Origin of the sequence: Pseudomonas kairouanensis (assembly GCF_004682055.1) — a bacterium.
In the GTDB taxonomy this organism is placed as follows: Bacteria; Pseudomonadota; Gammaproteobacteria; order Pseudomonadales; family Pseudomonadaceae; genus Aquipseudomonas; species Aquipseudomonas kairouanensis.
Map to the genome: position 1 here is coordinate 31,653 of NZ_QUZU01000018.1, position 20,010 is coordinate 51,662.

Below are 20,010 nucleotides of genomic sequence, written 5' to 3' on the forward strand. Positions count from 1 at the left end.
GACCTGGATGCGTACCGGGGATACAAGTACCCCGCATCAGCCACCAAGAGAGGTTGTGCTTTCAAAGCCGAAGCGCACGGGCCGGCCTACGAAAAAGGCACAAGTGGAGGCGCGGCAATGATCGATGCTTCGATCCGGCTCCTATTATTGTCTACCGCGGAGCAATAATCATGGGGAGACAGAGAACCATCAGAGATCAGAACTTTTGGCGCTCGCCACGCCTCCTGAATTGCACAACCGAAGATAAGGTTGCGTTGCTACACCTATTGACCGCGCCTGACAGCAACATCACAGGTGTTTACCCGCTTGTACCGCGAATTGCGGGCGCAGAGCTTGGATGGACCGCAGATCAATGGCTACAGGTTATCCATCGGCTGCAGGACGAAGACCTTGTCAGGTATGACTTGAAACGCTTCGTTGTCTGGGTGCGCCTTTGGTGGGACCACCACTCGGCAAGCCAAGTAACGGGTCCGAAGCTGAGAGACAGAGCGATCGGAGAAATCCGTCGCATACCTGGCGAATGGCTTGATGAATTCCTCGATGACTTCAAAGAGCGACTAACCGGCGAACAGCAACGGCTGGTTGAGGACTTGCTCCAACCAGACCGTCCACGTACACCTGCAGACATACCGATACCACAGCAATGCGGTATAGATACCCTATCCACCAACGTCCGCCCTAACAACAAACCTCAACAAAAATCACTAACCGAAACGTCGAGCGTGAGCTCTCGTAAGCTGGATATGTCGGGCATTCCTTCCGAACACCAGACAGATGTACACAGGGGAATAGTCAAAGCAATGACCAGCGGTAAGCTCCGCTTTGCGCCCCAGGTAGTCGTTAACGCAATGGCTGAAAATTACCGCTCGGCCTCAAGCAAGCCACAAAACGCAATGGCCCTCACACTGTACTTAGCGGAGCACCTGAACAACGCCCCCTCAGCCAACGGTTCAAGGTCGTAAGCTCGTTCGAGCGAAAAATGCGGGGCGACGGCGACGGTTGCTTTCATTCGTCCGGGACTGATTCGAAACCTAAGATCCGTGCCAATTCGCGATTGGATGAATCGACACGCAGGCGGCTAACCAGTCCTTGATCTCGCTCCCGCTGTTTGAGCAGATAGGCATCCTCAAAGCATTGAACGATGTCATGCTCATTCAGGATTTTCGCCGATACCTGTCGCTTTAGCCGATTGATTATCTTTCGAGCGCTGAGCTGGGCTGCCTCTCGCACATGCGCACGCATGAGAAGATCTCGAAACACCCAGTCCGAAATCCAACCTTTCGTAAATGCCCAAAACACCAAACGCTGGAAGGTATCCCAAGCCATGCGTGATTGCCCGCTGAGGTACCGCCTGAGCACTCGACCGTCAGCATCTCCGAAGCCAGACACTTTCAGCTCAGCAAGCTGACGTTCAAGCTTCACTTTAGACATGCCTGATTTCAGGCCAATCCCGGTGAACAGGTACTCGATCAAATCAACGGGCACGCGGACCACGAAGTTTTTCCTGCCGGTGTCTTGGTGATGCTTGATCTCACGAAAGACAGCCTGCAGGGCTTCAGTTGGCTCGATATCCTGGGTGCTTAGCTTCATACAGCTATTGTTCGATCACTCCACTGATCTGTCAAAGCGATGCAACATTTCAAAGCGTGGCCTTCGTGCCCCCCTTACAGGTGCCCTCGCTCATTTTGGGCCGTCATCACATGCCCACCGTTGGGACGGGTGCCCTGGAGCAAGCTGGGCAAAATCTCCAGCTCGCCAGCGTAAACCAAAGGTGTGCCGCATCTGGTAAATACAGCACTCCTGTCAGATTCGGCTTTCTGTACTGACCGTAATGCCAGCCGCCAATTTTTCTTCAACCACTCAGTCACCATCTCACTGCACCTCGTACCTGGCCATTTGTGCGCTAGCGGTAGGCAAAAATCTTCCGTTCTTGCTACTTCACCGTTGGCCCAATCGTCTTCAACATGCTTCTTCAGAAAACTTATCGAGGTCCTGTTTTTTGCAAATGCCGTAAACCGCCAGGGTCGCGAACATGTACGCGTACGAGTCTCTGCTTACTCATCGGCCACGTCCCCGCCACCATCCCTCAAAGGATGCTCTTGCTGCTTCCGCATACTCGAACTTGGCATCCTTATGAACCTGCAACCCGCAAACTCATTCGCCTATTCCCGAAGTTGTTACGTCGAAGCTAGCTGGAATCAGGACAGGGTAGGGTTTGTACTCCCGCCATGAATGGCGTACGTACAACCGGCAAAGCGGCAGTCGTTCCACTCCCTTGCTTTGCCTACCGTCCCTGCTCAGGGCAAGCCCCGAGACCCGTTGAAGCGAAAAGCCTCATGGTGTTCATCTACACCCCTGAAGCTGATGTGTCACAGACCGTCAGGTATGCCACACAGAGCAAGAATCTCATGCTCAGCCAATCCTTGGGCCCGCTGCGCCAGCCCGTGAGGTGATACAAGCGCCTCTTGCTCCAGACGTTGCTGTTCGAGCAATCGCTCCAGCAACAACAACTCGCCATCGGCTTCAAGCTCACGAAGTCGCCCAGAAGAATTGAGTGCCCAGCGGTCAAGGATTTTCCAACCAAGTGCGTGATACGACGTCGACCGGAGGACAGAATCGATGGTCGTACGCGCCAAGACCCCAGAGGCAATTTTTAACGGTTCGTGATCAGTCAGCATTGGCTAGTCCCTTTTTCTGCAGGAGATTGATCAATCGAGTGTTCTGCCCAATGGTGGATGGTCGGAAACCACCTTTGATCTCCAGCTCTCGAATGTGAGCATGTGAGAACCCCAGCGCGTACAAAATGGCACGATCCCTGGAGGCCAGCGCTTGGTTGGCCAACCGCATGGTGGCATTCGCCTGTTTCAACTGGACGATATCCTCATGCCAAACATTACCAACGCTCACGTCATTCATCAGGCCACCCCGAATGGATAACTAAAGGCTCCTTCAACAGTTTAGGTGTCGAAGACGGTACGCAACCGCGCCTCAGTACTGGCGACGTCAGACGACCTCAGCGCTAGGCTGAACGTTGGGATCTTCACATCGCTGGTCAACAGCTCAAGCCGGTGATTGCTTTTGCCCACGGGCAGGATGCGCCACGAACGAATTTCGTCTAATCGGAAGAAGTGGGCCTCGCGGCCTACTGGATAGGCTAGCAACCGATTCGATTTCAGATCGACACCAACGTACGCATCGTTGATTTTTGCGTACACCTCTACCTCAGGATTGAATCCCTCAGCTCGATAACCAGCGGCCATGCTCCTCAGCTTTTCGGCATAGCTTTGGTTGATTCGATAGAACAGACACCCTCCTCCCATAAAATAAAGGGACAGGGCCCAGAACAGCCAGCGGATTGCGGGATCTTCGCCGCTGGTGAACCCAAGAAAAAATGGCAGGTTGAAGCCAGAGAAAACCACCACAACCAGCAACAGCGCACCCACCGGGACACAACCCACTGCCCACGCGACTCGAAACAGCTCCCAGACCAGTCTCATACAGCCTCCCAGACGAACTGAACCACCTCAAAATAACTGAAGATCAGATATCCCGAAAGCAGATATAGCTTAATCAGCTTCTCCTTGCCCGGATGAGGCGATGACCAAAGCTATCTATCGACGCGAGCATGTGATCTTCCTGCAGGTGGTAAAGCGCATGCGGGTCTCGTCAGGCCTGACCCAGGCACAGTGTTCTGCGGCGCTTGGAAGGCCACAATCGTTCATGAGTGATGTGGAGAGAGGGATTAGACGGCTCGATTTGATCCAGCTTCGTGACCTGTGCCAAGTCTTAGGTAGCGACCTGGTCAGCTTCACTAAATCCTTTGAGCAAGCTCTCAGTGGCTAGATTGCATGCGGAGCTTGCAGTGCGGTGCCAATCGGTAGGCATTCAGCCTTCGTTTCTCAGGACGGCCGTAGTATGCGAGCGCCGCAACGTGCATACCACCCTATCCCACTGATGAGGTACGCCAGTGACCAAATGCGCACTGCAGGCGGTCGAGCAGATCTACCGCCCTGGCTTTGCTTAAAGCAAGGCCGAAGTCCTACTAATGGATCTTCGCAAGCGTGGGGAGTTACGCAGGACCTGTTCATTTCCATCCAACCTGAGCGGTTTGACGCACTCATGGCCACCATGGACAGAATCAACCGTCGCTGGGGCCATGACTGCTTGCGCACTGCAGCCGTGACGCTGACGTCGGACTGGGGAATGCGCCGGCCACTGCTAAGCCCTAGTTACATGACCAGTTGGGACCAACGCGGAAAGTCAGATGTAGTTGAGAAGCAAAGCATCCCCAGAGAGGGCGGAGAGGTAAAACAAAGCCCGCGCGGAGCGGGTTTTATCGAACCTCAAGGTCAGAACGGTTCTACTCACCAAAAAACTGTCAATAACGCCGATTTCCATTGGGATCAGGGCCCTAGCGGCATGACCGTGATTGTGCCTGAAAAACCGTTTTTTCCTCACTAGCCCCTCGTTCGCTTCCTGCGTCCTGATCGGGATTGTCAGGCGGGGCCGTCCTCGACGACACAAAGCCGCGCTCACACCCGCCCGGGCGGTCAGGATCTCTGCTACAGAACAGACCGTCGGATGTGGTTGACACCCCTGTCAACTGCAGGCAACATTATCTCAACAGCGCCTGATCCTATGTTGCCGGCTTGACCGGCATTACGGTCAGGCCTTCTTGTTTCTGGAACATGGAAGTTGAACCAGCCCATCCCTCCGAAGCCTTTTCTAGCCTACGTTGACCTGGTCACACTACTGACCGCTCGCGGCATGGAAATCCTCGACGTCGACGCTACCAAGCGTGAAATCGCCCGCCTTGGCTATTACCGTTTGAGCGGTTTCTGGTACCCAGCCCGCAGATTCGCCCGTGACGACGCAGGTAACAAGCTCATCTGCCCTCAGACCAGAAAGCCAGTTCGGATGGAAGATTTCCAGCCTAGAACTCGATTCGACAAGGCCGTTGAGCTTTATAGATTTGATAAAGCGCTCCGCTTGCTCATGCTTGATGCAATCGAGTCGATCGAGGTCCATCTCAAGACCGTCGTAGCTCACGAGCTGGGCCGTAACAGCGAAATGGCATATACCTCGGTGACTTTCATCGAACCTAAGTGGACTGTCATCAATCCTGGTTTCAGCATGAGCAAATGGGACAGCTGGACGGCTCGTCAGCAAAAGAAACAGGACGAATGCAAAGAGGAGTACTTCAACTCTCATCGGTTAAAGAATCGCTCTGTGCCGTTTTGGGTTGCTGTCGAAGCATGGGATTTCGGTACCCTGTCCATCTACTATCAACTCCTCAAAGCCAAGCCTCAGGGCTGGGTCCTTGCCAGGCTGGGCCTTACAGATGTCAGAGCATTCATCAGCTGGCTCAAGGAGCTGAACACCCTCCGCAATCGGTGTGCCCATCACACCCGGATCTGGAACCAATCGTCGAGCAACCCCATTGCTCTACCGCAACAGAGCCCTTATTTCCAAGCCCTAAACCTGGATGCAAATGCGTTAAAGCGCCTATACGGACTTATCGCCGTGATCTGGCTGCTACTTCAACGAATCGAGCCTGGAAGTCAGTGGATCCGTGAAATCGCACGCCTGATCGATTCCAAACCGTCAATCCCTGGATGCACATTCGCCGCTATGGGCTTCCCTAGCGAAGCTGGGTTCCCTCGCCATCTTTTCGGCATCTGAACGTTGCTATCGTGCTGGCCGGCGTTTCCACTGAATTAACCGCCAGGAGACCTGTTGGACGTTCGTTAGCTAAAACAGATCAAAATCGGTGGATGGGATTTCATTCTTTGTCCTGGATTGCTGCTCGGCCAGCTCTCCCAGCTTCGCCATTGCCGCATCCCTGAGACGCTTGACCCTCGGTAATATGCCGAACAACTCGACGCCTAACTCAGGTGTCAGCAGCTCGGAGACAAGCTGAATGTTGTCGTCATCTCGAATCAGATCGACTAGGGAAATAAGGTTGAAACAGGCCTCCCCCAGCTGCTCACTAGGCGGTAAATCAGAAGCTCGCGCCTCAGCTGCAGTGATGTACGAATTAACGGTGTCTTCCGCTGCAGTCCAGCACTGCTCTATGCGATCTGCCTCCTCAGCCAGCGGAAGTCGTAACATAAGGTCGTGCATCCGCTCGATAGCCCGTTGCTTTTGCGCCTTCGACAGCTTCATCAATTGCTCATCCAATCCATGCGTATATGGAAAAGTATATTGCATACACGCTTACCGGTAGTGCGGCAAACAAAAAAGCGAAGCCAAATCAATGGCTTCGCTTATGGTGTTTACAGTATCGAAAAAGCTACGGGCTAGAACGGTTGTACTCACCAAAAAGCTGTAAACAAATCAGATTTTTTCCTAAAAATCAACGAAATGCATATAAAATAATTGCCGGCCTCCAAAAAAACCGTAAACCTCTTCGGTATTCAAGGCACTTTTGTTTACACTTTCCTCTCATGCCGAACCCGGTCGCGCACCTCGGTCTGGCGAGCTGAGTGCGAAACGTTCATGGCAGCCTTCCTTGCTTCATGACTCAGGGGGCACCAGAACGCGACGATGGCAGACAAAACGGCACTTCCGATGAAAACAATCGCGCTGTTGCCAGGTACGAGCTCAATCGCCGAACACAAGAACTGCCCTGCGAAAATGGCCATGGACAGGTAAGCCAGGTTCCGCCCACGTACCTGGGCATGACTTTGCTCAATTGTCATGTGGTTAACCAGCGGTACTGAAAAACCGAAGCCGGCCCCCATGAAGACACCTCCGAATACGATCAGCTCAAGGTTCGGAGAGAAGGCAAATAGAGTATGTGCCGCGGCGTAGCACACAAACGCCAAGGAAAGGGTTCCGCGCTCCTTCAGGCGTGTAACAACAGCAGGCATAAGCGCAGCCGCCGCCACGGCTACCAGCGATACAAAGGCGAGGTAGTAGCCAGTCTCAGCTTCGGAAAGCCCCATCGCGTGCAATTTGAGCGGCAGTGAAATGATCGCGGTGAAGAACGCCAGCATCGAGAAGATCGCTACCGCGAATACATGCTTCAGCGCCCGCGGCACGGCTTGATGCGCCGTCCCTTCAGTCGTTTCCATAGCTTCGCCATCCGGTCGAGGTACGAAGACGATAAGCATGGCCAGCATGATCCACGAAGCAAGATAGAGCACAAATGGCCAGCGCCATCCGGCAGTCGCAAGCAATCCCCCTAGGAAAAGGAAAATTACCCCTCCCAACTCGATAGCCATGCCCTGGTTGGCAATCATTTGCAGTCTTGCCTTGCCCTGATAGAAGGTCGAAATCAGGCCTGTTCCACCCGCCATGACCAAGGCGGTAGCACCACCTAACAGTAACCGGTCGGTGAAGACCAACAAGTGTCCCGCTAGGAATGCGCCGCCGGCACCCAATAACCCGTACAAGAACAGGCCGACGCATACGGCTTTGTACAGCCCCATTTTGTCGATAAAGCGACCCGCGAGGGGGCCGAATAATATGACGCCCAGGGATGGGATCGTCACTAGCAGCCCAGCCCCGCTCTCCGTTCCGAGGTGTTTGGCGATTGAGGGAAGGCCCGGGACGATGACGCATCCAACCATGATGGTTAGACAGGCAATTGCGAGCAGTGAAAACGCCCCCATCTTCGAAGGTGTTTGCATCTGACACTCCTTTGTTCCATGTTGTCCGCTTAGCGGAACGGATAACCGATGTACGGAACAATGGTGGTATCATCCTGAAACGATGTCAAGGTTGAGCCGGGTCAACGGTGGGTCGATAGTTACGCAAATAGGAAAAGAGAGATGAGTGAGCAAGAGGAAGGAGCGTCTGGGAAGCAGGTAATTGCGCGAGCCGCCTCGGTTTTGAAAGCATTGGAAAATCAGCGCTCAGGCCTGACACTCTCGCAGATTTCAAAAGCGTCCGGGCTTCCGCGTACGACGGTGCATCGCCTTGTAACCGCTCTGGAAGCACAGCAATTTGTGATGTCGGGGAGCGATGGCGTTCGATTGGGCCCAGCCCTGGTTCGACTGGCGGCGTCTGCTCATACAGACATCATCAGCATCGCGCGACCTTTCATCGAAGCACTTGGACGAACCACCCGGGAGACTGTGGATTTATGTGTATATCGGGGGCACCACTCGGTCCTGGTCGACCAATACCCGTCTGATCGCGAGCTGAGAGTCGTTTCAGCACTGGGGACGGCGTTTCCTATTCACTGCACAGCTCACGGGAAGGCGATCCTGGCTGAGCTTCCTCTAGATCTGCTCGACTCGCTGCTGGAACGCCGGCTCGACCAACGGGCGACTAACACGATTTACGACAAGGACCGGCTACTGGAGGAACTCGCGGCTATCCGTGACAGAGGATATGCCATTGACGAGCAGGAGCACGCGGAGGGGGTTTATGGGATCAGCGTCTTTTTGCGAACTGGCCTGAGCGACCACTACGCGATCGCGGTGGCTGTGCCGCAGCTTCGCTACGATCGCGAAGCAGATCAGATTCTCCATGCGCTGCGTAAGTGCAAAGCTGAAATCGAGTCAATTTTGAGAAGTACTCGGTAGCCAAAGTCGCGCTATCGATTACGTAATTCATGGCAGCATTAACCTAAGCTTCACTCAGATGGTTCTTGCTAACCAACACAAAAAAGCGAAGCCAAATCAATGGCTTCGCTCCTGGTGTTTACAGTATCGAAAAAGCTACGGGCAAGAACGGTATCCCATCGTCTTCGAAGTCGTCTGCCAGCGGTGGTGCGGGTTGTTGAGCGGCCTGACGCGGTTGCTGCTGGCGCGGGGACTGTTGACTGCCCGCCTGGCTGTACTGATAGCCGCCCTGTTGCTGTCCTGCGGACGGCCACCGAGCAGCTGCATAGTGCGTTGATGTCGACGATGATCTCGGTGGAGTAGCGCTTGATACCGTCTTTTTCCCACTCGTGGGTCTGCAGCTTGCTTTCGATGTAGCACTGCGAGCCTTTGCTCAGGTACTGGCCAGCGATCTCGGCAACTCTGCCGAACAGCGACACACGGTGCCACTCGGTACGCTCGACCTTTTGGCCCAACTGCTTGTCAGTCCACTGCTCGCTAGTAGCCAGGCTCAGATTGGTCACGGCGTTACCGTTGGGCAGATGCGGAACGCCGGAAGTATCCCTCACCGTCATGCCACAAATTTGCCACACTCCCTCCGCTAACCGAGGCGACAACCCGCTAATCCTAGCTAACTCAACCCATTGATTTTTCAGCTAATCCCCGCTAACGTACTGATTCCAAACGCCGACTTTTAGGACTCCGAAGGCAGGGGTCGTGGGTTCGAATCCCGCCGGGTGCACCAGATATGTGAAAAAGCCCCAGGTCGAAAGGCCTGGGGCTTTTTTGTAGACTGTCGATCGTCCCGATCACTGAGTTCTCACATGAACGACAGCAGCCAGAACCAACATCCTCCCGCCCCATTAGGCGAAATGCTGCTGTTCCAAAGCGGCGATGGTTCAGTTCGCCTGGAGTGCCGCTTTGATAGCGACACCCTGTGGCTATCGCAGGCCATGATTTGTGAGTTGTACGGCAAGGCGAAAGCGACTATCAGCGAACATATCAGTCACATCTTCGCAGAGGGCGAATTGATTGAAAATTCAGTTGTTCGGTTTTACCGAACAACTGCCGCCGACGATAAGCCCTATAACGTCCGGCATTTCAGCCTACCGCTGATTCTAGCCGTGGGTTATCGAGTACGCTCCAAGCGAGGCACGCAATTCCGCCAGTGGGCTACGCAGGTATTGGAAGATTATCTGGTCAAAGGCTTCGCCATGGATGACGAACGGCTGAAGAACCCTCCAGTGGGACGCTCATTGGCTCCTGACTACTTTGACGAATTACTTGAACGCATTCGCGATATTCGCGCCAGCGAGCGACGGGTTTACCTGCGAGTGCGGGAGATTTTCGCGATGGCTGCGGACTACGTACCGTCGAATAGTGAAACGACCACATTCTTTCAAACCATTCAAAACAAACTGCACTTCGCGAGCACCGGCCTAACTGCTGCTGAGCTTATTAGCCAACGCGTAGACGCGACGCTACCCAATATGGGCCTGACCAGCTTCAAAGGGGATGAGGTACGCAAAAGCGATGTCACTATCGCCAAAAACTATCTGCATACAGAAGAAATCTCCGCATTGAATCGCATTGTCACCATGTGGCTGGATTTCGCAGAAGATCAAGCCTTGAGGCGCAAACAAATCTTCCTGCATGACTGGCAGGAAAAACTGGATCAGTTCCTCGCCTTCAATGATCGTGAGGTTTTGCAGGATTCGGGACAGGTCAGCAAGCTCGTGGCTGACGACAAAGCGAAAGCGGAGTACGAACGTTACAACCAGCAACGCAGAGTGTTGAAAGAAGCTAAGGGCGAGGCCTCAAATATTGAGGCTCTGCGAGCGATCTCACAGAAGATAAATCATTGAAGCGTTTCGTTTAGATAGCAATAAGCCCCAGGTCGAAAGACCTGGGGCTTTTTCGTGGGCGCCGGGTTAACGCTTCACAAGCGCTTCCAACAACGCCGGCAAGTCTTCATCGGGAAAGCGCTCATGCAGCGCCAGCAACTTCTCATCTGCCGCCCTCGCCTGCCCTGCCTCACGCAACCTCACAATCGCGTGCAGCTCCTCTTCCAAAGTAGGCAAGGCCACCGGCGCACGCTTGCTGAGCCTGGCGCTGGGCTCATCCGCCATTGAGCCCATGACCTGTGCACTCTCAGCCTGGGGCGCAACGGCAAGGCGGGCCATCGGTGCAGGGGCCGACAGGGCCGGTGGGGCCGGGCTCGCCACGTCTTCGTGCAGGGCGGAAAACGTCGCGGTGGATATCGCCTGTTGCGGCACCGGCTCACGCATCACCACGCCAATCATCAACGCCAAACCGGCGACGGTGGCGAACGCCATCTGCCAGCGCGGCCGTTGGCAGGCGCGCAGCCAGCGTTGCCACAGGTACGGTTGCGGCGCCGGGGCTTCACGACGGGCGGTGGCGAGGATGAAGGCGTCGAGGGACGCGGGTGGCTCGCCAGTGCTGTGTTGACGATAGTGCTGTAGGAGCACGTCGTCAGGGTCCGGGGTATGTCGGGAGTCGGTCATGCGGGTATCTCCTCGGCCAGCAGGCGGCGCAGTTTCTGCTGGGCGTAACGCAGGCGGCTTTTTACGGTTTCCAGCGGGGCGTTGGTGAGGGCAGCGATTTGCGGCACCTCAAGGTCGCCGTGCAGGCGCAGCAGGAAGACTTCGCGCTGGTCTTCGGGCAAGTCTTGCAACGCGGCGTCGAGACGGGCCTGGTCGCGGCTGAGGCTCAGGTGCTGCTCGGGGCCGGCGCTGTCGTCGGGTTGGGCGTGCAGTTGTTCGTCGTAGCTGTCATGCAAGGGGTTGTGGATGCCGTGCTTGCGCCAGTAATCGATCAGGCGGTTGCGGGCAATCTGGAACAGCCATGTACGAAAGCTCGCCCGGCCTTGTGGTTGTGTGGTGCTGCGGATCAGGCTGAGCCAGGTTTCCTGAAAAACTTCCTCGGCCAGTTCGGCTTTGTTGCTCAGGGACACGAGGAATCGGTACAGGCCCTGGCGATGCCGGGCGTACAGGGCTTCGAACGCGGCAGTGTCGCCGGTTCGGTAGCGGGCCAGCAGCGATTCATCGCTGGGTGAATCATCTGGAACAGCCATGTCAGGAGCGGACTCCTTTCGAGAAATTAACGCCGATCACCTGTGGGAGCCGGGCTTGCCCGCTATCGCAAGCAAGCCACACCACATTGGAGCGCTGTCGTGTTCAAGGTCAGTGTTTCAGGCTCTGAGCCAGCTCTACCAGTTGCACAAATTCATTGCGCAACCCGAACGGGTCATCGCCCCGGGCCGAGCGGGCCAGGGCGGCGGTGTCCTGCAGGCTCATGTTGCCAGTGTAGCGGCCATCACCCTTGAGCTGTTGGGCGAAAGCAGCCACGGCGGCGGCAAAGCGCAGGTCTTCGCTGGGTTGGGTGGATGCGTTGCTGATCGGCCGCTCAATCAGCCTGCTGCCGCCGCCCGCCGCAGGCTTGTAGCGCACCCGCAGCATCGCCAGCTCCGCAGATTTATTTTCCGCAGCGGGCGCAGCGGCATAGCGCAACGGCTCCAACCAACCCTTCTCCCCCTTAGGCACAATTTCGTACAACGCAGTCACCGTATGCCCTGCGCCGATTTCGCCGGCATCGACCTTGTCGTTATTAAAATCCTCACGCTTCAACGCGCGGTTTTCATAACCCAGCAGGCGATATTCGCTGACTTGCGCCGGGTTGAATTCCACCTGCAACTTCACATCCCGCGCCACCACCGCCAGGGTCGAGCTGAGTTGGTCCACCAGCACCTTGCGGGCTTCGCGCAGGTTGTCGATGTAGGCGTAGTTGCCGTCTCCAGCATCGGCCAGTTGCTCCATCAGGTGTTCGTTGTAGTTATCCACGCCAAAGCCCAGGGTGGTCAGGGATACGCCGCTTTTGCGCTGGTCCACGGCCATTTGCTTAAGGCTGTTGAAGTCGCTGATCCCTACGTTGAAGTCTCCGTCGGTGGCCAGCAGGATGCGGTTGATACCTTTGTCGATGAAGCCTTCGCGGGCCATCTGGTAAGCCAGTTCGATACCGGATGCGCCTGCCGTGGCGCCGCCGGCGGTGAGCTGTTCAATGGCATTGCGGATCTTGGTTTTGTCGCGGCCCGAGGTGGGTTTGAGCACCACACGGGATTCGCCGGCATAAACCACCAGGGACACACGGTCCTGGTCACGCAGTTGATCCACCAGCAATTTCAGGGTGCTTTTCACCAGTGGCAACCCTTCGCGGCGGTCCATGGAACCGGACACATCCACCAGGAACACCAGGTTGGCCGGTGCCAGGTCCGCCACGGCGCGGTCGGAGGCCTTGATGCCGATGCGCAGCAGTTGGGTACGCGGGTTCCACGGCGTGGCGGCGATTTCGGTGGTCACGCCAAACGGCGAGCCATCGGTGGGCAGCGCATAGCGGTAGGGAAAGTAGTTGACCATCTCCTCCAATCGCACAGCCCCCTCAGGCGGCAAGGTGCCCTGGTTGAGGAAACGCCTGACGTTGGCGTAGCTGCCGGTGTCGACGTCGGCACTGAAGGTGGACACCGGCGTTTGCGCCACGCGATGCACCGGGTTGTCCGGCAGGTTTTCGTACTGTTCGCGGGGCTCGCTGCGGTAGTCCATCACCGCCGACTCCTGCACGCTCATCGGCGCCGCCATCGCCATCCGCTTGACCAAGGCGCCCTGCGCCGGTGCGCTGTGCAACTCGGCAACCGGCGCAACCGCTGGCGGCTTGGCCACCTCATGGGAAGAAGGCAGCCCACATCCGGCCAGCGTCACCAGCAAGGTAACGGCAAAGCCCTGGGCAGCAGGACGCAGGAAGAGCAGAGGACGGGACATGGGCTGAACCTCGTGAATGAATGATCCGTTCACAAGGTCAGACGCAAGGTGCGGGCGGTTCGGGTTAAACCGAAAGAAGCTTGGCGAACATTACGCACTCAAGTTCTGCGCCGCCGAGTCGAGACAATGACTTGGTTCATTCATTTATAGGGAAATAGTGTGTTGAAAACCCTCTTGCGGGCCACCGCGCTCGCTGCCGCTTTGTCCATGACTGGCTGTGTGTCCTACACCGTCACCGGCCCCATCGGCGCTCCGGCTCACCCGGCCGCTGCCAGCAGCCCGCGCAGCGCGCAAATCGCCGATGTGGCGGTCACGGCCACCGACGTCAACGACGCCAACAAGACCGCCATCAGCCACTCGCTCACGGTGCAACTCAACCAGTACGTGCGCAGCGCCGGCTACTTCAAGCAAGTCACCGAATACCCCACGCGCCTGGGTGAAGACGATGTACTGCTCAAATTCAACATGACCTCCCTCAAAGGCCACCGTGCGCCGCACCCAGGGTACTTCCCCGGTGCACTGCTGACGCTGACCATCTGGATCTGGGTCAACGGCCCGATCTACGTCGACACCTTCGACGTGGCCGGCAACCTGGTGATCGTCGACCGCAACGGCAAGGAACTGGCCAGCGCCAAGGAAGAGGTCAAGTTTGAACGCAATGTGGGCCTCTACGGCCGCGAGTACTGGGCACCGACCATGGGCGCCAAGCAGCTCAATGAGCTGGTGACCCAATTGCTCGATTCCGCCACCGCCAAGCTGCCCAAGGAGTAACCCATGAAAGGACTTATCAAACACAGCCTGGTGCTCGCCGCGGTCTTGTTGACCGGCTGCGTGTCCTACTCGCAACACGAATTGCCAGCGGTACAAACCTGGCCACCCACCGCCAACGCACCGGCGCAGAAGCCGACGGCATACGTGCGCGCCATCGCGCTGAACCAGGTCAACGGCGGCCCGGCCAACGCAGCGCCGGGCAAACCGGCGGCCCTGTGGGAAAAGGCCGTGGCCGATTCGTTTCGCCAGTCCGACCGTTTTGCGCGGGTGAGCACTGACAAGGTCGATTCGGATATTTACGCCGATGCCACCCTGTACAACAACGAACAATTCAGCGTGGCCTCGGCGATCATCACCGGCGCAACGTTCTTCATCATCCCGACCACGGCGAAGAACGTCTTCACCCTGGAAACGGTGTTCAAGGACAAGGACGGCAAAGAGTTGGGCCGGGTCAAGAAGAGCGAGTCGGTGCGCACCTGGATGCACCTGGTGCTGATCGTCGGCATCCCGTTCCAGGCCGATGGCCGGGAAGTGGTGGAAGCGCTGACGCGCAGTACGCTGGATGAGGCCGTACAGCGCAAGTTGCTGTAACCCGCTCGCCAAAACAACGAACGTTAAAAATGTGGGAGGGGGCTTGCCCCCTCCCACATTGATCCCGATGTCAGGGAAAGGTCGTACCAATACGCGCCCGCTCCTTGGAAAACCAGATCCCCGTCACCTTGCCCACCACATCCTCAACCGGCACTTGCCCCATGGAGCGGCTGTCATTGCTGTTGTAGCGGTTATCCCCCAACAGATAGACACGCCCTGGCTCAACCTTCACCGGCGCCAGCGTCATCGACAGCGGGCCTTCGACCCGATCTGCCGGGGCATGGAACAAGCCGAGGTTGTCGCCGTTGTGGATCAACTCGCCATTGACGATCTCCAAGGTATCGCCGCCCACACCGGCCACGCGCTTGATCGCTTCGGTGCCGTTCCAGCGGTACACCACGATATCCCCGACCTTGGGTGCGCCCGCCTTGAGATCGGCCACGATGTAGTCACCCACCGACACTGTCGGCGCCATTGAGCCCGTCGGAATGTAGTAGTTCTTGAACCCCATCAGCGGCGCTCGCAGCACTTCCAGCAACACAAAAGAAAACACGATCAGCACGCCTACATACAGCGCATGGAAACGCTTGCGCGGCACATCCGGCGGGCCGTTATAGCGACGGGCCAACCTCGCCGACACGATCGCCGAAGCAAACTTGACGGCAACAATGAAGCCGAACAGCCCATACAGCCCGACAGGTGAAGCACTCAGGCCAAACACACCGAGCACCACCACACCGGTGTACATAAATGCCGCGACCCAAATAGCCCATTTGATACGGCCGACGTAGACCAGCCCCCAGCCCGCCACCAGGCAAGACATCAGGAAGGCTAGAAGAGGAAATTTCCCAGGTTTCATGGATCATCCTTGTAAAGCGATTGGAAAAATCTGTGCATCGACGCAGCACGCTCAGACCAGCTGTTTTTCTATCTCTTGTCTTAAAAAACGTGGCTCCGGCGTCGTTGCATAACGCTGCGCAATTTCAAAGGGATCAATCACTTCAGTGTTTGCCCCCTCACATGAAAAGTCGCCGACCACGTACCTGGCGAAGGACGGCGACAACGGATCTTGATCCACCTGCCAGTAGCCGCCCAACAGGGAAATCAGATACTCGCCAATGTAATAGCCGATACGGGTCACCAACCAAGCCCGGTTTTCTTCGCTGATCACCGCGTGTTGAAGACCACGGTCCAGCAGCGGCAAAAACTTGTTTGGTTCAATCAAGACCTCGTGCGGCTGATCAAACCCGAGCGCTTTACAGAACTCATGCAGCACCGGCAAACGCTCGGCCCTGAAGGTCTCAAACCCAGCCATCCGTCGAGCCAGTAGCTCGTCTGCCTTTTCCACACCACACCTCGCCACTTATTTTTGAGCGCTCAGGAAACCTGCGCGACACTTCCACACAATCGCATAAGGCAGCTCATCGCCCACGTCATCGCGCGAGCGAAAATGATAGGTCGCGTCGGCGTTTTCCAGGCTTCGATGAATAAAAGCGCCATCGGACATCACACGGTAGGAGGCATGCTCCATCACCCTCCCGACGGCCGCCAAGGCACGTTTTATTTGACCGTAGGTTGGCGCGGCGCCGTTTGGCAGTAACTCAACCGGGGGCGCGCCGATCGCGAAATCGTCAGCTTCGATATCGAACGAATAGGCTCGTCGAAACGCCGCCGCACTGACCGCCCAAACACATGAAACCACTACCAGCCGCTTTTGCCCGCTCTCAATATGGACATCAGCCAAGCAATATTGAGTTTCTGAAATTTTGTAGACGCCCTCGTCGATGCGCGACAGCGCCCGCTCGGGCACGTCAACGTCATTGCCCGCTATAAGTGCACGTAATACAGACCATTGAATCATCATCCGCCCTCTGCGCCCGGCCTCATGGAATGCCCTTGATCAATTGCATCCAGTAATCGTAAGTCTGTCTAAGTCGACTGGCGGCTTTCGAGCCATCGGCAATGCCGCTGGCAAAGGCCTGCGCAACCCGCACGGGATTGGTGGGCAGTTTGCCCCCGCGGGACACCACGGGCTGACCGTAATCGGCTTGCCGCTTGCTGCCGTTCAACGCGTGCCAACCCAGTGAGGGATTATTTCTGACCGCCACTTCGCCGTAGTACATGCCCACTGCGACAGCCAAGGACACGACCTCTTCGGACCCCGTTTCAACCGCAGATGAGCTCAGCGCGCGTTCACGAATGCGCGCAGCAAACCACTCGCCCAAGGCATCCAGGGATTCTGGAGAAAAGTCCGCGCCCCACTGCTCATACCCGAGAGTTTGCCAAACCGACTGAATCAACTCGTCGAGGCAGTAGGGTTTATTGAGCATGAATGCATCAAAAAAAACCTTGAGGTCATTGTTCATCGGCCTAGCACTCCCTGCGCCCGGCCACAAAATCTTTTACGTAGCGCCATTGGCTGACAGTCCAATAGAGGGTCAACACCACAGAAAGCGGCGCACCGATCCAGAAATACACCCAAGCGTCGGAGGTCTTCAACAGCACGCCGACAAAGCCGCAAACCAGCACGGCCACAAAGAAGCTAACGCCGTAAACAACGCTAAAAAGGCCTAACGCCAAAGCAAACTTTCGAATAGGACTAACGCTCATCACGGTTTAGTACCCCCCCGCACTGACATCCGCCACCGACAACCAATAAGCCACAACCGCATCAAATCCTCGGTCGTCAGCCCGTGCCTGCAACGCGACTAGCGCTTGGCGTGCATCGGTGATCGACCAGCCGGTGGAGTTCAAGGTCAGCCACGCATAATCCAGGCGACCGGCGCTCAGGTAGTCGTCGAACAGTGGCTTTTTCTCGCGATCCGGATCAAACCACGCAGGCAGCTGCCCGCTGGTGGGCATCGGCATCGGCCGGTCGAGAATCTCGAAGGAGCAGCTGGTTTCCCACCAGTCCCGGACTGAGTCGAGCGGGTTGGGAAAGTCGCCGGTGTAAGGCGCCGCGCCGTCGACGATGCTTTCCAGCGGTGTCTTCTGGCTGAACAACGCAACGTTGGCAAAGCCCTGGGGGGCGTCGCCGGTTTTCAGCGACTGCGCCTCCAGCGCTGGCAGCCAATCAAGGCCTACCGCTTGGGCAAATTGCTCAAGTTCTGGAGTAACGCCGTCTTCAACGCCGATGGACATCATGGCCAGCACGCCCATCAATTGCGCAGGTGTGCGCGCAATCTCGACCGTCATGTGCCCGCAGGCCACGTACATCTTCACGAAGCAGGGCTCACGATCAATAAACCAGTGCTTCCAGTACCCGATATAGAACGGGCGAGAGCCGCTACTCCATAGCGCAATCAATGCAGGCGGGAAGCCGTACCACTGGGCAGGCGTATCCAGTGTAAAAATCGGCGGGCTGATGCGCCCTTCTGCACAAGCCAACAGCGTATCGGGTAACGCCAGTGCTTCAAGTGCGGCTTTAAATGTCATGGGGTTACCTGTGCACCTGGTCTTTCAACCACTAGTTGGCAGCGCGCCACTCAACCAAAGCGTTGATATACGTTAACTTCTCCAGGATGAAGTCAGAGAAACTTGAGGCGACGGGTTCGATTTCGTCCAGTTCACAACTGATTTGCACCACCTGCCAACCACTTTTTGAATTGAACGCGTAGAGCAGATCGCTCTGGTTACCGCCGAAAACATAAAGCCCCTCGCCACCTGCTATTTCACGACCCGAGAGCGTCGAATAGTGCTCAGGGCCGTCATCCAGATGAAAGGCGGCGTCCAGCTCGCCAAAGCCGAAGGCCGAAAGAAAAGCCAAATAGTCGCTGGGCACAGCGGCGTGGTCTGGCCCATCGACGCGGCTTAACACAGCACTCGCGTCGCCAATGGCGTAACCGAAGTTGCCCTCGTATTGTTCAGAGGACTGGATAGCCTTAATCAAGGCCTCGAACACATGCTCATTCTTCATCTTGGCCAATTCAAATTGATATCCGGCACTTCAGGCGTACCGGTCAAGTCCCATGGAGCACCCAGGCCAGACAACTGCATGAGGAAATAGGTGTGTTTTTCTTGTATCGGTTCTGCACAGTTGGGCCTGTGTCGAAACCCCAGCCTGTAATGAGTCATTAATGCGCCACCTTCACTTCAATGCCTCTTCAAGCATTGAACTTATCGTCTGCTCACACTGAATGTTGTGCGAGCCTGCAAATAAACGGACCAAGGCAAATCCAATTTTTTCAAAAATAATCTCACTCGAGGAGACTTTTCCGTAAGCGCTGTAAAAAATCCTCAGACGGTTCAACTCAACCTGAGTACCTTCAGTCGACGCCCTTTTGAAACCGCGCATCGTGGCGCTTACGTAATGCTCGGGTATGCCTGAAAAGACCGGTTCAAACCCTGCAATCAGAAAGTCTTCATTTTTCGAAAATAAACACATTGTCGTTCTTCGCTCGTCAACGATAACGCCATCATGCACCGCCGGCAGGGCGTGTATTCCGAGCAATCCGTATAAAACACGCGCGCCGCGAGGCAGCATGACTTCAAGCACCAAATCATGTGTGTCAGGTGAGGTGGAACACAGGTTCCGCCATAATCTGAATTTTCCGTGCTGACCCAGGCTGCCACTTATCATCACTGCTCACTCTAGAGCTGATTACACCAACGCTTATTTCCCGCTCACTTTAAAGTCATCTAACGTCTTATGTGCTTTTCGCAAAAAATCGCTGGCAAACTCATGATCCACCTTGAGCAAAAGATTTAAAACATCATAAATTTTCCACCGATGCACATTGGGTGCCTGTGCGATCAAGCACAAATGCTCACGCAAGGCCGGAACATACTCAAAGAACTTCTTGCCCTCAACCAGCCAGAAAAACCCGGAGATTTCAAAGGGACGACTGTTGGATAACTGAATGATCTTTTTAATCGGATCAACAATCTCTGCTCTTGCGGCTTCTCCCGTGCCCCTGTCAGACAAACGGGTGAAGTAACCCACCAGCGCAGACAATGCCAGCTTGAACGTGTCGTCATAGCCATGCAGTCTATGAACTTCAAGCCCCTCGAAATCTTGCACAGCACCAAGTACTGCAGACAGAGACGCCAGGCCCTCTCTGAACCCCCAACTGGTCAACAACCTTGATGCAGAAAAGCTTATATTCGGGTCGTCACAACTCAATAACTCAAGGATACTTCTCACTCTACTGACCGGTATATCCTCTGGGTCTAAATCAGTAGCGTCAACCGCATATTCGGCGTGCGCGGGGACAAAGTGCAGGAGTTCGTATGCGTCTTTGTTCATTCCAGCCACCTGTTCATCA

Annotated in this window: 27 protein-coding genes; 8 read left to right on the forward strand and 19 right to left on the reverse strand. The window is 56.0% G+C overall.

Features of this window, described 5'->3' with window-relative positions:
- Positions 1-404: 404 nt before the first annotated feature.
- The gene (locus tag DYL59_RS15775; RefSeq protein ID WP_238340689.1) at positions 405-962 is read left to right on the forward strand and encodes a hypothetical protein; all 558 of its coding nucleotides are present in this window, start codon (positions 405-407) and stop codon (positions 960-962) included.
- Positions 963-1,005: 43 nt separating this feature from the next.
- Here DYL59_RS15775 and DYL59_RS15780 read toward each other — a convergent pair whose 3' ends face one another.
- The 4 genes from DYL59_RS15780 to DYL59_RS15795 all read right to left on the reverse strand — a co-directional run bounded on the left by DYL59_RS15780 (position 1,006) and on the right by DYL59_RS15795 (position 3,497).
- The gene (locus DYL59_RS15780; protein WP_135290020.1) at positions 1,006-1,590 is read right to left on the reverse strand and encodes a hypothetical protein; all 585 of its coding nucleotides are present in this window, start codon (positions 1,588-1,590) and stop codon (positions 1,006-1,008) included.
- Between the two features lie 779 nt (positions 1,591-2,369).
- Positions 2,370-2,678 carry a hypothetical protein gene (locus DYL59_RS15785; protein ID WP_135290021.1) on the reverse strand — a complete coding sequence of 103 codons (309 nt, stop codon included), beginning with the start codon at positions 2,676-2,678 and terminating at the stop codon, positions 2,370-2,372.
- Positions 2,668-2,916, reverse strand: coding sequence for a hypothetical protein (locus DYL59_RS15790; protein WP_135290022.1), 249 nt, complete (start codon positions 2,914-2,916; stop codon positions 2,668-2,670). The genes DYL59_RS15785 and DYL59_RS15790 overlap by 11 nt, the downstream gene beginning before the upstream one ends.
- A gap of 41 nt (positions 2,917-2,957) precedes the next feature.
- Entirely contained in the window at positions 2,958-3,497 is a 540-nt protein-coding gene (locus DYL59_RS15795) for a hypothetical protein (RefSeq protein ID WP_135290023.1), read from the reverse strand.
- Between the two features lie 100 nt (positions 3,498-3,597).
- On the opposite strand from DYL59_RS15795, the gene DYL59_RS15800 reads away from it, so the two are divergent.
- The 3 genes from DYL59_RS15800 to DYL59_RS15810 all read left to right on the forward strand — a co-directional run bounded on the left by DYL59_RS15800 (position 3,598) and on the right by DYL59_RS15810 (position 5,682).
- Positions 3,598-3,843 carry a helix-turn-helix domain-containing protein gene (locus DYL59_RS15800; RefSeq protein ID WP_135290024.1) on the forward strand — a complete coding sequence of 82 codons (246 nt, stop codon included), beginning with the start codon at positions 3,598-3,600 and terminating at the stop codon, positions 3,841-3,843.
- 285 nt (positions 3,844-4,128) lie between these two features.
- On the forward strand, positions 4,129-4,461 hold the full coding sequence (locus DYL59_RS31685; protein ID WP_238340693.1) for a DUF4113 domain-containing protein: 333 nt from the start codon (positions 4,129-4,131) through the stop codon (positions 4,459-4,461).
- 234 nt (positions 4,462-4,695) lie between these two features.
- A complete protein-coding gene (locus DYL59_RS15810; RefSeq protein WP_238340690.1) occupies positions 4,696-5,682 on the forward strand; it encodes an Abi family protein in 987 nt (328 codons plus the stop codon).
- Between the two features lie 69 nt (positions 5,683-5,751).
- Here DYL59_RS15810 and DYL59_RS15815 read toward each other — a convergent pair whose 3' ends face one another.
- Positions 5,752-6,165, reverse strand: a complete 414-nt coding sequence (locus DYL59_RS15815; protein WP_135290025.1) for a hypothetical protein — start codon at positions 6,163-6,165, stop codon at positions 5,752-5,754.
- 266 nt (positions 6,166-6,431) lie between these two features.
- Positions 6,432-7,634: an MFS transporter gene (locus DYL59_RS15820; RefSeq protein WP_167496685.1), complete on the reverse strand. Its 1,203-nt coding sequence runs from the start codon at positions 7,632-7,634 to the stop codon at positions 6,432-6,434.
- 141 nt (positions 7,635-7,775) lie between these two features.
- Between DYL59_RS15820 and DYL59_RS15825 the strand changes: the two genes are divergently transcribed.
- On the forward strand, positions 7,776-8,534 hold the full coding sequence (locus DYL59_RS15825) for an IclR family transcriptional regulator (RefSeq protein WP_135290026.1): 759 nt from the start codon (positions 7,776-7,778) through the stop codon (positions 8,532-8,534).
- A gap of 68 nt (positions 8,535-8,602) precedes the next feature.
- On the opposite strand, the gene ssb is transcribed toward DYL59_RS15825, so the two are convergent.
- A complete protein-coding gene (gene ssb / locus DYL59_RS15830; protein WP_238340691.1) occupies positions 8,603-9,076 on the reverse strand; it encodes a single-stranded DNA-binding protein in 474 nt (157 codons plus the stop codon).
- Positions 9,077-9,376: 300 nt separating this feature from the next.
- On the opposite strand from ssb, the gene DYL59_RS15835 reads away from it, so the two are divergent.
- On the forward strand, positions 9,377-10,417 hold the full coding sequence (locus tag DYL59_RS15835) for a virulence RhuM family protein (RefSeq protein WP_135290027.1): 1,041 nt from the start codon (positions 9,377-9,379) through the stop codon (positions 10,415-10,417).
- Positions 10,418-10,483: 66 nt separating this feature from the next.
- On the opposite strand, the gene DYL59_RS15840 is transcribed toward DYL59_RS15835, so the two are convergent.
- From DYL59_RS15840 to DYL59_RS15850, 3 genes are all read right to left on the reverse strand, one after another.
- Positions 10,484-11,077 carry a hypothetical protein gene (locus DYL59_RS15840; RefSeq protein WP_135290028.1) on the reverse strand — a complete coding sequence of 198 codons (594 nt, stop codon included), beginning with the start codon at positions 11,075-11,077 and terminating at the stop codon, positions 10,484-10,486.
- Positions 11,074-11,646 carry an RNA polymerase sigma factor gene (locus DYL59_RS15845; protein ID WP_135290029.1) on the reverse strand — a complete coding sequence of 191 codons (573 nt, stop codon included), beginning with the start codon at positions 11,644-11,646 and terminating at the stop codon, positions 11,074-11,076. The genes DYL59_RS15840 and DYL59_RS15845 overlap by 4 nt, the downstream gene beginning before the upstream one ends.
- A 109-nt stretch (positions 11,647-11,755) precedes the next feature.
- Positions 11,756-13,384: a vWA domain-containing protein gene (locus DYL59_RS15850; RefSeq protein WP_135290030.1), complete on the reverse strand. Its 1,629-nt coding sequence runs from the start codon at positions 13,382-13,384 to the stop codon at positions 11,756-11,758.
- Between the two features lie 159 nt (positions 13,385-13,543).
- On the opposite strand from DYL59_RS15850, the gene DYL59_RS15855 reads away from it, so the two are divergent.
- Positions 13,544-14,155, forward strand: a complete 612-nt coding sequence (locus DYL59_RS15855) for a hypothetical protein (RefSeq protein ID WP_135290031.1) — start codon at positions 13,544-13,546, stop codon at positions 14,153-14,155.
- A gap of 3 nt (positions 14,156-14,158) precedes the next feature.
- Positions 14,159-14,746: a hypothetical protein gene (locus DYL59_RS15860; RefSeq protein WP_135290032.1), complete on the forward strand. Its 588-nt coding sequence runs from the start codon at positions 14,159-14,161 to the stop codon at positions 14,744-14,746.
- Positions 14,747-14,816: 70 nt separating this feature from the next.
- On the opposite strand, the gene lepB is transcribed toward DYL59_RS15860, so the two are convergent.
- The 9 genes from lepB to DYL59_RS15905 form a co-directional block, all read right to left on the reverse strand.
- Positions 14,817-15,605 carry a signal peptidase I gene (gene lepB, locus DYL59_RS15865; RefSeq protein WP_135290033.1) on the reverse strand — a complete coding sequence of 263 codons (789 nt, stop codon included), beginning with the start codon at positions 15,603-15,605 and terminating at the stop codon, positions 14,817-14,819.
- A gap of 51 nt (positions 15,606-15,656) precedes the next feature.
- Complete coding sequence (locus DYL59_RS15870) at positions 15,657-16,094, reverse strand: hypothetical protein (RefSeq protein WP_193557555.1); 438 nt, start codon at positions 16,092-16,094, stop codon at positions 15,657-15,659.
- Positions 16,095-16,109: 15 nt separating this feature from the next.
- Positions 16,110-16,610, reverse strand: a complete 501-nt coding sequence (locus tag DYL59_RS15875; RefSeq protein WP_238340692.1) for a hypothetical protein — start codon at positions 16,608-16,610, stop codon at positions 16,110-16,112.
- Between the two features lie 19 nt (positions 16,611-16,629).
- Positions 16,630-17,112 (reverse strand): hypothetical protein, encoded by a 483-nt coding sequence (locus tag DYL59_RS15880; protein WP_135290034.1) that lies wholly within the window; start codon positions 17,110-17,112, stop codon positions 16,630-16,632.
- Between the two features lie 4 nt (positions 17,113-17,116).
- Positions 17,117-17,356, reverse strand: coding sequence for a hypothetical protein (locus DYL59_RS15885; protein WP_135290035.1), 240 nt, complete (start codon positions 17,354-17,356; stop codon positions 17,117-17,119).
- A 6-nt stretch (positions 17,357-17,362) separates the two neighbouring features.
- Positions 17,363-18,181, reverse strand: a complete 819-nt coding sequence (locus tag DYL59_RS15890; RefSeq protein WP_135290036.1) for a hypothetical protein — start codon at positions 18,179-18,181, stop codon at positions 17,363-17,365.
- A 31-nt stretch (positions 18,182-18,212) separates the two neighbouring features.
- A complete protein-coding gene (locus DYL59_RS15895; protein WP_135290083.1) occupies positions 18,213-18,662 on the reverse strand; it encodes an SMI1/KNR4 family protein in 450 nt (149 codons plus the stop codon).
- Between the two features lie 171 nt (positions 18,663-18,833).
- The gene (locus DYL59_RS15900) at positions 18,834-19,229 is read right to left on the reverse strand and encodes a hypothetical protein (protein WP_135290037.1); all 396 of its coding nucleotides are present in this window, start codon (positions 19,227-19,229) and stop codon (positions 18,834-18,836) included.
- A 129-nt stretch (positions 19,230-19,358) separates the two neighbouring features.
- On the reverse strand, positions 19,359-19,991 hold the full coding sequence (locus DYL59_RS15905) for a hypothetical protein (protein ID WP_135290038.1): 633 nt from the start codon (positions 19,989-19,991) through the stop codon (positions 19,359-19,361).
- Positions 19,992-20,010: the final 19 nt, after the last annotated feature.